12 protein-coding genes and 1 rRNA gene are annotated in these 12,431 nt (G+C 47.2%); 10 read left to right on the top strand and 3 right to left on the bottom strand.

Translation table 11 applies throughout. The features are described from left to right. Window positions 1-196: 196 nt before the first annotated feature. From rrf to rimI, 4 genes are all read left to right on the top strand, one after another. Window positions 197-312: ribosomal RNA gene (rrf, locus tag J2X05_RS18610) — 5S ribosomal RNA — on the top strand. 227 nt (window positions 313-539) lie between these two features. After that, window positions 540-2,090, top strand: coding sequence for a 2-isopropylmalate synthase (locus J2X05_RS18605; RefSeq protein WP_310075402.1), 1,551 nt, complete (start codon window positions 540-542; stop codon window positions 2,088-2,090). 7 nt (window positions 2,091-2,097) lie between these two features. Next, window positions 2,098-2,847, top strand: coding sequence for a hypothetical protein (locus tag J2X05_RS18600; RefSeq protein ID WP_310075400.1), 750 nt, complete (start codon window positions 2,098-2,100; stop codon window positions 2,845-2,847). 27 nt (window positions 2,848-2,874) lie between these two features. Beyond that, window positions 2,875-3,360 (top strand): ribosomal protein S18-alanine N-acetyltransferase, encoded by a 486-nt coding sequence (gene rimI, locus J2X05_RS18595; protein ID WP_310075398.1) that lies wholly within the window; start codon window positions 2,875-2,877, stop codon window positions 3,358-3,360. Window positions 3,361-3,375: 15 nt separating this feature from the next. Here the strand turns inward: rimI and J2X05_RS18590 are convergent, their stop codons facing one another. Next, window positions 3,376-3,915, bottom strand: a complete 540-nt coding sequence (locus tag J2X05_RS18590; RefSeq protein WP_310075396.1) for a response regulator transcription factor — start codon at window positions 3,913-3,915, stop codon at window positions 3,376-3,378. Then, window positions 3,912-5,219, bottom strand: a complete 1,308-nt coding sequence (locus J2X05_RS18585) for an ATP-binding protein (RefSeq protein WP_310075394.1) — start codon at window positions 5,217-5,219, stop codon at window positions 3,912-3,914. The genes J2X05_RS18590 and J2X05_RS18585 overlap by 4 nt, the downstream gene beginning before the upstream one ends. Before the next feature lie 197 nt (window positions 5,220-5,416). Between J2X05_RS18585 and J2X05_RS18580 the strand changes: the two genes are divergently transcribed. The 4 genes from J2X05_RS18580 to J2X05_RS18565 all read left to right on the top strand — a co-directional run bounded on the left by J2X05_RS18580 (window position 5,417) and on the right by J2X05_RS18565 (window position 9,427). Beyond that, window positions 5,417-6,775: an MATE family efflux transporter gene (locus tag J2X05_RS18580; RefSeq protein WP_310075392.1), complete on the top strand. Its 1,359-nt coding sequence runs from the start codon at window positions 5,417-5,419 to the stop codon at window positions 6,773-6,775. A gap of 109 nt (window positions 6,776-6,884) precedes the next feature. Then, window positions 6,885-8,462 (top strand): peptide chain release factor 3, encoded by a 1,578-nt coding sequence (locus J2X05_RS18575; RefSeq protein WP_310075390.1) that lies wholly within the window; start codon window positions 6,885-6,887, stop codon window positions 8,460-8,462. Window positions 8,463-8,465: 3 nt separating this feature from the next. After that, complete coding sequence (locus J2X05_RS18570; protein ID WP_310075388.1) at window positions 8,466-8,795, top strand: hypothetical protein; 330 nt, start codon at window positions 8,466-8,468, stop codon at window positions 8,793-8,795. A 71-nt stretch (window positions 8,796-8,866) separates the two neighbouring features. Then, the gene (locus J2X05_RS18565; protein WP_310075386.1) at window positions 8,867-9,427 is read left to right on the top strand and encodes a hypothetical protein; all 561 of its coding nucleotides are present in this window, start codon (window positions 8,867-8,869) and stop codon (window positions 9,425-9,427) included. 75 nt (window positions 9,428-9,502) lie between these two features. Here the strand turns inward: J2X05_RS18565 and J2X05_RS18560 are convergent, their stop codons facing one another. Continuing rightward, entirely contained in the window at window positions 9,503-10,609 is a 1,107-nt protein-coding gene (locus J2X05_RS18560) for a TonB family protein (protein ID WP_310075384.1), read from the bottom strand. A 343-nt stretch (window positions 10,610-10,952) separates the two neighbouring features. On the opposite strand from J2X05_RS18560, the gene J2X05_RS18555 reads away from it, so the two are divergent. Together J2X05_RS18555 and J2X05_RS18550 are read left to right on the top strand one after the other, a co-directional pair. Beyond that, complete coding sequence (locus J2X05_RS18555) at window positions 10,953-11,639, top strand: cyclic nucleotide-binding domain-containing protein (protein ID WP_310075382.1); 687 nt, start codon at window positions 10,953-10,955, stop codon at window positions 11,637-11,639. Between the two features lie 96 nt (window positions 11,640-11,735). Then, on the top strand, window positions 11,736-12,410 hold the full coding sequence (locus tag J2X05_RS18550) for a flagellar brake protein (RefSeq protein ID WP_310075379.1): 675 nt from the start codon (window positions 11,736-11,738) through the stop codon (window positions 12,408-12,410). Window positions 12,411-12,431 lie beyond the last annotated feature (21 nt).

Genomic DNA, 12,431 nt, shown 5'->3' with positions numbered 1-12,431 from the left:
GTTAGACGGTTTACAGATTCAAATGCACTAACACTGCACCGGACTTGTTAAGATATACAAGCATCCAAAACACTGTAAAATACAGATATGTAAAAAACAGCAGTAAAACAGCAACGCTTTACATCCACCACCCTATTTGAGTCAATCGAGGCTGATGTGCTACACATCCTAAGACCTCCGAACTCATGCAGAATTGCTTGACGACCATAGCAAGTTGGAACCACCTGATCCCATACCGAACTCAGAAGTGAAACGACTTAGCGCCGATGGTAGTGTGGGGTCTCCCCATGTGAGAGTAGGTCATCGTCAAGCTTCTAATACTAAAAACGCCCTCAGGTAACTGCAGGGCGTTTTTTTTGATCCGCCGTTTTGTTACGCATTCTTTTTATAGCTTCAGCATTAGGCGCAGAGACTCCAACCTCTCTCATTGCGCTTTTAGGGGCTGCAGAATCACACTGCCTTAATTACCCGAAGACTTAGTGCTTGTTCTTTCCTATATTGATTTATAATTAATCAAACTTTCCTTCTGGCAAAACTATATGACACAGAAAGATAAACTCGTCATTTTTGATACCACTTTGCGTGACGGAGAGCAAAGCCCCGGTGCATCTATGACCCGCGATGAAAAAGTGCGTATCGCAAAGATGCTGGAAAAAATGCACGTGGATGTTATTGAGGCAGGTTTTGCAATTGCGAGCCAAGGAGATTTTGAGTCGGTTCGTGCTGTGGCTGAAGTTATTAAAGATTCAACTGTGTGCAGTTTGGCGCGTGCGATAAAGGGCGATATTGAGCGCGCTGGCGAAGCAATAAAACCTGCAAACTCTGGCCGTATCCACACTTTTATTGCAACTTCACCGATTCATATGAAATACAAGCTGCAAATGGAGCCTCCCAAAGTGTTGGAGCAGGCGGTGGCGGCGATTAAATTAGCACGGCAATTTACCGATGATGTCGAATTCTCCCTCGAAGATGCCAGCCGTTCCGAATTCGATTTTATGTGTCGCATCATTGAGTCGGTAATTGATGCGGGCGCTCGCACAATCAATTTACCGGACACTGTCGGCTACGGGGAACCAGGTGAATATGGATTCTTATTTCGCCGTTTAATTGAAGCTATCCCTAACTCGGATAAAGCTATTTTTTCCACTCATTGCCATAACGATCTTGGCCTTGCCGTTGCTAATTCACTCTCTGCTGTTATGCATGGTGCAAGACAAGTTGAATGCACGATTAATGGTCTGGGTGAGCGCGCTGGCAACGCTGCGCTTGAAGAAATTGTGATGGCGGTTAAAACGCGCAAGGATTTAATGCCCGTTGAAACCTGTATCGATATCAGCCACATAGTGCCTACCTCCCGTTTGGTTTCAAGTATTACCGGCTTTCCTGTTCAGCCAAATAAAGCCATTGTTGGCGCTAATGCATTTGCACATGAATCCGGTATTCATCAGGATGGTATTTTAAAACATCGTGAAACTTATGAAATCATGCGCGCAGAAGATGTGGGTTGGAATACCAATAAACTGGTGTTGGGAAAGCACTCGGGGCGTGCGGCGGTAAAAGCGCGTTTTGAAGCACTGGGGATTAGCTTTGTAGACAATGATGCACTCAATGCTGCGTTCGTAAAATTCAAAGATCTTGCCGATAAAAAGCATGAAATTTTTGATGAAGATTTGCAGGCACTGGTCAGCGACACTCAAGCACATAGCCTGGTTGATGTTTATGAATTGGGTGAGATGGAGGTGGTTTGTAAAACAGGCCAGAGCCCTCGCGCGAAAGTGGAAGTAAAAATTCGCGGTAAATCTGTCAGTGCGGATGCTATAGGTTCTGGACCGGTTGATGCTACATTTAAAGCGATAGAAAGTCTGGTGAATAGCCACTCGCATTTACAGCTTTATTCAGTCAATGCTATTACACAGGGAACTGATTCACTTGGTGATGTCACTGTGCGCTTGGAACACGATGGTCAAATTGTTAACGGTGTTGGTGCTGATACTGATATTGTTACTGCATCGGCAAAGGCATATTTGCACGCACTTAATTTGTTAAGCGCTCATGCCGCCAAAGCCCATCCACAACACGACGGAATCTGATCTGGTTATGAATGAATTGCAGCGGCAAGCCTATTTATCGGCGCTCGGCATAGAAAATTATGCCCCGCGCTGGCTCATGCCTTCTGCCCCTGTTTCAGTTGCCTGTGTGCTACCAGTGTATGATATTCCTGTTGCTGCAACTCCTGCGTCTTTGGAGGCTGTAACAATAGAAACTAGGATCGAAAGTAAACCCTCTGCACCGAATGTATTAGCGGCAATGGCCGATTTGGGCGAGCAAAAAAAGGCGCCTCTGGCAATCAATGCTGCAGTGATTCTGCAGCAATTGGAAGAAAAAAAAGCGCCGGTTGTACAACCTTTTTCACTGAGTGTTTATCGCCCCCAGCCTGGTTTTTTAATTATCGATTCGCGTAACACGAAGCTGGCATTGCCTACTGAGGTTCTGCTTAATAATCTTTTACGTGTGCATCTAAAGGCAGTACAGCCTGCGCTTGGCGAAGAGGTCTTGCGTTGGCCGATGATTGAGAACCGGTTTGTATCGCGCACTGAGGATGATGCGCGCAATGAATTGCAGACTTGGCTTGCGGTAGAAAATGAATTGCGCCCTATTCATAAGCTATGGTTGATGGGCGAAAGTGCTGCGCGCTATTGGTTGGATGCAAGTCGCGATTTGGCGGCAATATGTTGGACAGCGCAACCTATCAAGGATATGTCTTTGCAAGCATTGATCTTGCCGAGCCTTAATCAGCTGCTGCAAAACCCTACACAAAAATCCAGATTATGGGCTTGTCTGCCGTAATTTTGTTTTTACACCGAAATTAAAACAATGACCGAAGAACTTTCTCTCGCGTGCGAAACCTACAACGGCTTGGCATTGCAATTCCGTTTAATCACGGCGGAGGATATTCCGCACGTAATGGCGCTTGAGCGTATCGCTCATTCTCACCCTTGGCGACAATCCAGTTTTGAAGACTGCTTAAACGGTCGGCAAAAATGTTGGTTGGCAGAACATAAGGGAATCTTGGTGGGTTATGTGGTCGTTACTCATGGTGGCGGCGATGCTGAGTTGCTGAATATTTCAGTTGCACCGGCTTATCAGCGCAAAGGAATAGGTCAGTGCTTATTGGCTCATGCTGTGAATTGCGTTAAAGCAAAAGCGGATATGTTGTTTTTGGAGGTGCGTATGTCTAATCGCAAGGCAATTGCACTTTATGAAAGAGAGGATTTTTTCGAAGTTGGTCAGCGCAAAAATTATTATCCTACTGTTAATGGCTATGAAGATGCACTTTTAATGGCGCGGCAGCTTTTGTAACAACATCCACGGAATTTATTGCTTCACAGGACGCTTATGAAGTTTGCGTTGTAGTGTGCGGCGATGCATACCCAATGCCCTTGCTGTTGCGGAGATATTGCCATCATTTTCCTGCAGTATTTTTTGAATGTGCTCCCACTCCAAGCGGTCAATTGAGAGCGGTGTATAAGTTGGCTCAATAGCGGATTGCTGTTTTTGCTCTCCAAACGCAGCAAGGATTTCATCGGCATCTGCGGGCTTGCATAAATAATTTACTGCACCTAATTTTACCGCTTCGACGGCGGTTGAAATACTCGAATACCCGGTCAGCATTACTATCGCCAGTTCCGGTTGACGCAATTTTAATTCACGTGTTAGTTGCAGGCCTGAATCACTACCTAATTTCAAATCGACAATAGCCCGTGCAAAATCAATACTGCTAGCTAGTTGTAGCGCCTGGGTTGCATTGCTTGCTGATATTGTTGAAAAACCGCGCCTTTGCAGTACGCGCTCAAGCATGCCCGCCAGGGTTTGGTCATCATCTACAATTAAAAAATCCGTGGTCGTTGCGCTCATATTGCGAGTGGCTCTGTCGGTGATACAAGTGTGATAGGTAATTCGAGACGTGTAATAGTGCCACGCGGTACGCGATTATGGAGCGATACAGTTCCGCCGTAGCGATTAATCGTAGCCTGCGTCAACAGCAAACCAATACCGAGTCCTTTGGTTTTAGTTGAGATAAATGATTTACCCAAATGAGCAGTCACTTCTTCGGCAATTCCCGCACCGCTGTCTTTAATTGCCCATTGCATATTTTGTGCATTCCAATTGATATCAATTTCTATATTTTGCGGGCTGGCATCGGCGGCGTTATTCAATAAATTGATAATTGCCTGGGCAATAGTTGGGTGAAATTGTACAATCATGTCCGGTTGATTAGGTGCAATATTAATTGTAGATACGACATCGGGGCGCATAATTTTCCAGCGCTCGATTATGGTATTACAGTAGTTGCTGATATTGTCGCTGGGTAATTGCCCGTCTTTGGTTTGCTCGGCAGTGGCAACCAATTCGCGCAAGGTGTTGGCACACTGGTTGACCTGTTCCTGCAGTAGTTGCAAATCTTTTTGCAGCGGATCAACGTTTTTGTATTCGGTGCGTAACTCACTGAGCAAGAGTTTCATTGTTGATAGAGGCGTGCCCAGTTCATGGGCGGTTCCCGCCGCAAGTGTAGCGACTGCCATTACTTGTTCATCGCGCAACTGATCTTCACGCCAGCGATTTAATTGCGCTTCTTGCGCGCGCAGGTCGCGCGCCATTTTCACGATAAAGTAAGTAATCAGACAGGCGCTGATAAAAAAATTCAGCCACATACCGAGCACATGCAAATTGATTGAGTGGTCGGCTTGGTGGTGATGGGGAGAGAGGATGGGCAAGGGGATGTGGAAAAATAGTAGCAGCGAATAACTCATAACACTTAAACCGGCAATGGCGAGTGTATAGCGGCCACTTAAGGTTGCTGCACAAATACAGATAGGTACTAAAAAATAGGAAACAAATGGATTGTTGGCGCCGCCGCTAAAGTAAAACACCGCAGTTAAACAGGCTAAATCTACCAGTAGCTGGATAAAAAACTCCATCTGGGTGACGGCTAATGGTTTGCGCAAACGCACGAACGTGAGCAGGTTGACACTCGTCAGAATAACCAGTGCAGTGAGAATTTCAGTAAACGGCAAGTTGACCGTACCATCCCACAAAAAGATAACGGCGGCGATACCGAGGCAAATCAAAATCAAGGTGCGGATAATCACCCAATAACCCAAATGCTGCGCGTGGCCAGCCAAGGTGAAGGGCGCATTGATCATAGTCTTTTGAGGCATTGGAGTCCGGGTAAGCAGCGGCTGGAGAGGTGGATTATAGCGAACTGATGCCGCGCAAACTGCTTTAGCGGGAAATCGGTGGTGCGACACTTTGTCGCGCTTCACTCTGCTCAAAGCGGAGCCGCGCATAGGGACTGGTGTATACTGCACGCCATTTTTTGATCGCCTTTTCTTGGTTACAACAGCCGGCAGCGTTTATGACAACCCCCTTACCAGCAACCCTTACCGAAGGACGGGTCTCTGAACAGCTAAAAACCCTGGCTTTGCCTCTGGTCTGGGGGCTGATGGCGACCATGTCGCTCAATGCGATAGAAACCTTTTTCATCGCCCAATTGGGGCGCGAACCCCTGGCCGCCCTGAGCTTTACCTTTCCGATTATTATGGTGCTCACCAGTCTGGGTATTGGTCTGGGGGCTGGCACATCATCGGCTGTCGCCCGCGCAATTGGCGAGGGCGATTCCAGCAAGGCGCGGCGGCTTGCTACCGACGCCATGAGCCTCACGTTCATCATCTCGGCGAGTGTGTGCTTATTGGGATGGATCACACTTGAACCCCTGTTTCTCGCGCTGGGCGCTACACCGGATTTGATTCCGCTGATTCGCTCCTACATGTCCATTTGGTATTTCAGTGCGCCCTGTTTGATGGTGCCTATGGTGTGCCTATCGGCGCTCCGGGCAATGGGCATGAGCCAGGTGCAGGGCTATTTGATGGGGGGCGCTGCACTGCTCAATGTGCTGCTCGATCCTATTTTGATTTTCGGTTTGTTCGGTTTTCCAGCATTGGGTCTACAAGGCGCAGCGTTAGCCACACTGTTTACTCGTGCGTTAATGCTGGTAGTTGCCCTTTATATTTTGCATGCGCGTGTGCACATGTTAGTCAATCCATTTTTGCCTTGGGAAAAGCTAAAGAAATCCTGGATGACAATTGTTGAAGTGGGCGTACCCGCCATGGTCGCCAACGTCATTATCCCTTTTGCCAGTGCGATTGTGGTGGCGATGGTCGCTGCCTATGGTACCGATGCGGTAGCAGCACTGGGAATTGCAATGCGTATCGAACCTCTGGCGCTGATAGTTTTCTATGCGCTTTCCGGTGTGGTAGGGCCGTTTTTCGGGCAGAACTTCGGTGCAGGAAAACTGGACCGTTTATATGAAGCCCTGCGCGTGCTCACGGTTTTTTGTTTGGTTTTTGGTGTGATATTAGCGGTCGTACTTGGCTTTTTAGGGGCAGAAATTGCGGGGTTATTTGGCGATCACGCCGAAGTGGTTACCATTACCGCAACCTATCTTATGATTGTGCCGATCAGCTACGGCGCCTATGGTTTGGTGATGGCGGTCAACGCGGCTTTCAATGGTTTGGGGCGCCCTTGGCCAGCGATGCTGATATCTGCCGGCCGCGTGCTTTATGTGTATTTACCGCTGGCTTGGCTTGGACAACATTGGTGGGGCATGACGGGGCTTTTTGTCGCGACTGCACTCGCCAATCTTTTGCTGGGCCTATGGGCGTGGCTGTGGCTAAGAAAACATATCCACCAGCAAGCAGCTTCTGCTGAGCCATAGCACGCTGAGAATTCTCCGCCGAAGCTTCCCACCAAGGGATAACTCACAGGGTATAATTCCCGCACTTCTTTTGTATCTTTTTATTTTTCTCTTTTGACGCGATATTTTTATGATTAATTTAACTGCTGAACTCGCCAAGCGTCGCACCTTTGCGATTATTTCCCACCCGGATGCCGGTAAAACCACGGTGACGGAAAAATTATTGCTGTGGGGCAATGCCATTCAATTAGCGGGCTCGGTTAAAGGCAAGCGCGGTCCCCATGCCAAATCGGATTGGATGACCATGGAGCAGGAACGCGGTATTTCCGTGACCTCCTCGGTGATGCAGTTTCCCTACAAGGATCGCATCGTCAATTTGCTTGATACCCCCGGCCACGAAGATTTCTCGGAAGATACTTATCGCACACTTACCGCAGTAGATTCTGTGTTGATGATGATCGACGGCGCGAAAGGTGTAGAGGATCGCACGATTAAATTGATGGAAGTCTGCCGCCTGCGCGACACTCCAATTTTAACCTTCATCAATAAAATGGATCGCGAAAGCCGCGATGCCGTTGAGCTACTTGATGAAATTGAAAACGTGTTAAAAATTACCGCAGCGCCAATCAATTGGCCGTTAGGTAGCGGTAAAGAATTTGTCGGCGTTTATAATTTTTATACCGATGTGATTCATGTTTATCAGCAGGGGATGGGTCACACGATTCCCGACGATATCCAAATCAAAGGCCTCGATAGTGCAGAAGCCACAAAATTGCTCGGTGCCTATGCGCAGGATGTGCGCGACCAAATTGAATTTGTACGCGGCGCAACGAACCAATTTGATTTGGAGGAATACCTCGCTGGCCGTATGACGCCGGTATTTTTTGGTACTGCGCTGGGCAACTTTGGTGTGCGTGAAATGCTGGATGGTTTTGTTGAATGGGCTCCGACACCGCGCGCGCGCGCCACTCATGAACGATTGGTTGAACCGGGCGAAGAAAAATTCAGCGGTTTTATTTTTAAGATTCAAGCCAACATGGATCCCAAACATCGCGACCGCATAGCGTTTATGCGTATCTGCTCCGGCACTTATTCGCAAGGCATGAAGATGAAGCATGTGCGTCTGGGCAAGGATGTGAAAATTGCCGATGCAGTGACGTTTATGGCGGGTGACCGCAGTGCTGTTGATGAGGCTATTGCAGGCGATATTATCGGGTTGCACAACCACGGTACCATTCAAATCGGCGATACTTTCACTGAAGGCGAAAATTTGAAGTTCACTGGTATTCCGCACTTTGCACCGGAATTATTCCGCCGCATCCGCTTGAAAGATCCACTTAAAATGAAACAGCTGCAAAAAGGTTTGCAGCAGTTATCGGAAGAGGGTTCCACGCAAGTATTTTTTCCCATTAACAATAACGATATCGTTGTGGGCGCAGTGGGCGTTCTGCAATTTGAGGTGGTCGCCTATCGTTTGAAAGATGAATATAAAGTGGAAGCAGTTTATGAACCGGTCAACGTCACCACCGCGCGCTGGTGCGATTGTATTGATCCGAAAAAGCTGGAAGAGTTTAATCGCAAATGTGCTGAAAATTTGGCATTGGATGGCGGTGGCCACCTCACCTATCTCGCGCCGTCACGGGTAAATTTATCCCTTACCCAAGAGCGGCATCCTGATGTGGTCTTCCGCGCGACTCGCGAGCACTAATAGATGCTCGTTTTTTTTATCACCTTGGCCGTATTCCTGAGTGTTATAGGGGTATTGCTGTGGGTAAAAACTCCGCGTTACCAGATGACCAGGGAAGACTTGGTCGAGCTGTTGCAAAAGGTATTGGTGGGGCAGGCCAGCGAAAATGATTGGGCGATTTTTTTGTCCTCGTCGTTTCGCCATTGCCCGGAGCTAGAACCCTTTCGCGATGCCTGTGCAGCGATTGATGAAAAAGAATATCTTGGCCATACGCGCACTGGTTTTTTACTGAGTGAAAGTGGTTTAACTCAAATTCGTTGGATTTTGGCGAAGGTTGAGGCACTGGACTGCTAAGCTGGATGTTAGGCGCCCTTCGCTCGGTTATACTCAGACCATTACTATTATCAACTAAAACAGGCGCAACTTTGACAGCAGCTTCCGACAATAAGGATCTTATTTGGGATCTGGATGCATTTAACCAGCGCCAGCGTGCGGTGGATTTTGTTATGGGGTTTGAAAATAAACTCTGTGTCTATTCCAGCTCAGTGGAACAGCTCTATACAAACTACAATATTTTCTTTCCCAAGGAAGAAGATCGAAAGTTGGTGATTTTGCCGAATCCCTATATGCCGCACGATACCTTCAATGGTATCCCCCCCAATGCAGTTACACCCACCGGGATGGAAATTATTCCCGGCATTTACCAATCGCGTCCCTGTTTGTTTTTGCGTATTCCCTTTCGAAGTGGCACCGTTAAATATCGTGCTGTACCACTGCAAATGGGCTTGAATATTGTTCGTCAAAAACTCCCGCCGCATAAACCCTTTCTACCGGTGTTAATGAAAGGGGATTTGCGTGAATTGGATGCCTCAACCCCTTGCTTGCACTTACATGCCATCCATCTGGATCGTTTGGCAGAGCACTCAACCTTGGAGCGCAGTGGAATCCATAAGGTGATAGAGCAGCGCTTGCGTCAACTGGGCTAGTGATTTGATTTCAGTTGCAATAAAAAAGCCACCGCAGAGGGTGGCCTTTTTATTGGTATCAAGATGGTGCAGATTTTATTTCGGCAGGGTCCAACGCATAGGTACCGTAAACTCAAATCGCGAGCCCGCTATTTCTGCCGGTAAAGCGGGGAAAGGTGCTGAGCGTTTTATCGCTTCAAGGGCTTCTTTATTTAGCATATCAAACTTGCTGGTTTCCAAAATGTTGGTGCTGAGAACAGTGCCTTCACGATCGATAACGATAGCAACACGCACGCTCCCTTCCTGATCTCGATCCAATGCGCGTTGCGGATATTTGGTTTTGCCGCGGATTTTTTTGATGACATCAGATACATAAAACTGACGAGCCAACAGACTTTGTGCCGTTAGTGCCGGGCCTTCTTCCTCTTCTTCCTCAACTTTTGCAGCAGCAACCGCCACTGGTTTAGCAGGTGTGCTAGCAGCGGCGGCTGTAACAGGCGCAGGCTTTTCTGCTTGTGGCGCAGGAACTGGAATATCCAAGGCTGGTTTTTCAAGCGCGGGAACCTCCAATTTTGGCAGCTCGGTTTTTGCTATCGTTGCCACCTCGACTTTCGCGTTGACTGAAGATTTGGATGATGAAGCTGCTGCTGTTTTTACTTCGACTTGAGCGCCAGTCCAGGTTTTAACCTCTGCTGTGCGCGCAGCCGCTGGTGATATCGCGCTGAAGCGGCTACGTAAACCTGCATCAACATCGCCCACTTTAAGAAGGCTATCGCGGTAATCGGATGAGAGTGGAATTTTGCCAATCCAGGTTGATAACAGCATAGAAAAAAAGGCGTTGTCATCAATGTTGCCCAGCAGCACACCATTCACTGCAATATCGACGCCCTTGCCGGGATTATTAATAAAGCTGATGAAATCATCTTTTAGAAAACGGCCTTTAAACAAACCATCAAACTTCACCATGTTATCGGCTTGTGCAGTGAGCGCATCCGCTTTGCTGTTGACGGCCATGCCTTCAATCCACATGCGGCTGAAGCGGCGAGTCGTTAACCCATCAGGTGCCACTATTTTCAGTTCCATGCGCATCGGCTGGACATTATTCATAAGAGTATCGGGATCATTGCTGAGCGACTCAGAGTAGAGTGCGCCGATAAACACTTCCCGGCCTAATTCCTGATGTACGCCAATACCATTGAGCATGGGTTCAGCGCGAGTGAGTTGGCATAACATTAATAGCGAGATACAGGTGAGAACTCGGAATAGATGGTTGAAGCGCATAGTCTTACTACTCTCTATCTTTAGGGACTTTGTGGTTTTGGTTTGGTTTATCGTCCAGTGGTGTAGGCTGAATCTTATACGTTGTACGGGGATATAATATAGAAAAAAAGTGTTAGAGCGTACCTCAGAGATAATTTGACTATAGTTGTTATATAAATTTTCGGTAGTATCATGCCTATCCAAGGAGTTTTACGGCAGGATTAGTCACTCTGGTTTGATTCGTAGTGAATTAATGATAAAAAACATATATACATACGGGTAGATGATGGAAACGAAACCTCTGCACAAGGTACCGCGAGATACACTCGATCATTTATTATCGGGTATCCCCTTCTTCAAAGCAGTAAGGCAGCAGGATCTAAAACAGTTTGAGTTGTTACTGCAAGCGTCGCGGGTTGTCTCTTACCTACCTGGCGAAATTGTTTTGCAAAAAGGTGATACCGGTAATTGGCTCTATTTCTTGCTTAAAGGGAAACTGGCAGTTTATGTCGATCAGGCGTTACAAGGCGACCTTGTTAATTATGTTACGCCAGGTGAAGTGTTCGGTGATTTGGCACAGTTAATGGGACAGGCGCGAACGGCAACCGTAATTGCTGATGCTGCGGCAAAAGAATCTATGGTGCTGGCGTTGGATTTTAATGTGTTTGGCCCATTAAATTCAGTGAGCCCAATATCTCGGCAAACCAAACTTTCCTATTACCGCAATACTGCGCATAACTTGCGATGGAAGCTCGAAGTTTACCGGTCCCAGCATTTACAGCATGAGCTGGCCAATAAACATCGGCAAATAAAGCTGTATCTTGGTCCTAAAGATACGCATGAGGAGTTGGTGTCACTCCATGAGCAATCCCAGGCATTGGCATTGTTGCTGTTAGAGTGGAATAAAGAATTTGGTGTATTGTCTGCCGACACGCTCAATCAAAACCAGCATATCGTCGAACGTGAATCCTAGGCGTATTGATTGATCGCCCCACGCCCTTGCGGCAAGAGTTTTTTCTACTGCTACACTTACTAAAATAACATTCCAATAATTAGTGTAGTAGCGGCAATGAAATTTGAAGAGCTAAAACTCACCTATGGCTACCCATTACAGTTGCAAACTGCCACCTTAGCAGGGCAACCGGAGCGCTTTTCCTGTCGATTAATTGGTTGTTTACCTGGACGCAGTATTTTGCTGTCAGTGCCCAAGCAGGCAGGTAAGCTGATTAAGTTCCGTGCAGGGCAAAAAATTGTAGTCCGCTTAATGATCGATAATGGGATTGGCATTTTTGCCGGTATTGTTGAGAGCCAAACACAAGATCCCTACCCCATATTACATCTCAGTTATCCTGAAACAGTGACCTTCAAAGGCATTCGTGGTGCAACACGCGTTGCTGTTCGCGAAAAAATTGAAGTCACCAATATCAGTGTGGAAAGTAAAATTAAAGCCTCTGGATTTATCTCGGACATGAGTATCAGCGGCACCCGGATAGAGTTGAGTGATGATATTGCTGAAATTGGCGATATTCTTGAGCTTAGGGCACAGGTAGATATACGCGATGTGAAAAGAGACCTGATATTAACGGGTGTGATTCGGTCGCGTGTCGATCCGACAGATAATCTCGGTGAAGGAGTATTGGTTAGCTACGGATTGGAGTTTACAAGTCAAACTGATGAACATCGATTGGTAATGTACGCCTATGTATTTAACCAAATCGCGCTGCAGGAAAACTCAGTCCCATAATTGTTGTTTGAGTACCCCCAA

Source organism: Cellvibrio fibrivorans (genome assembly GCF_031457055.1).
Taxonomy (GTDB): Bacteria; Pseudomonadota; Gammaproteobacteria; order Pseudomonadales; family Cellvibrionaceae; genus Cellvibrio; species Cellvibrio fibrivorans.
This window is presented reverse-complemented; position numbering and strand designations above follow the sequence as displayed.

Excerpts from the sequence above, each read along its gene's own strand:
- J2X05_RS18605 (WP_310075402.1), top strand. The coding sequence starts at position 540 with ATGACACAGAAAGATAAACTCGTCATTTTTGATACCACTTTGCGTGAC.
- J2X05_RS18600 (WP_310075400.1), top strand. The coding sequence starts at position 2,098 with ATGAATGAATTGCAGCGGCAAGCCTATTTATCGGCGCTCGGCATAGAA.
- rimI (WP_310075398.1), top strand. The coding sequence starts at position 2,875 with ATGACCGAAGAACTTTCTCTCGCGTGCGAAACCTACAACGGCTTGGCA.
- J2X05_RS18590 (WP_310075396.1), bottom strand. The coding sequence starts at position 3,915 with ATGAGCGCAACGACCACGGATTTTTTAATTGTAGATGATGACCAAACC.
- J2X05_RS18585 (WP_310075394.1), bottom strand. The coding sequence starts at position 5,219 with ATGCCTCAAAAGACTATGATCAATGCGCCCTTCACCTTGGCTGGCCAC.
- J2X05_RS18580 (WP_310075392.1), top strand. The coding sequence starts at position 5,417 with ATGACAACCCCCTTACCAGCAACCCTTACCGAAGGACGGGTCTCTGAA.
- J2X05_RS18575 (WP_310075390.1), top strand. The coding sequence starts at position 6,885 with ATGATTAATTTAACTGCTGAACTCGCCAAGCGTCGCACCTTTGCGATT.
- J2X05_RS18570 (WP_310075388.1), top strand. The coding sequence starts at position 8,466 with ATGCTCGTTTTTTTTATCACCTTGGCCGTATTCCTGAGTGTTATAGGG.
- J2X05_RS18560 (WP_310075384.1), bottom strand. The coding sequence starts at position 10,609 with ATGCTCAATGGTATTGGCGTACATCAGGAATTAGGCCGGGAAGTGTTT.
- J2X05_RS18555 (WP_310075382.1), top strand. The coding sequence starts at position 10,953 with ATGGAAACGAAACCTCTGCACAAGGTACCGCGAGATACACTCGATCAT.
- J2X05_RS18550 (WP_310075379.1), top strand. The coding sequence starts at position 11,736 with ATGAAATTTGAAGAGCTAAAACTCACCTATGGCTACCCATTACAGTTG.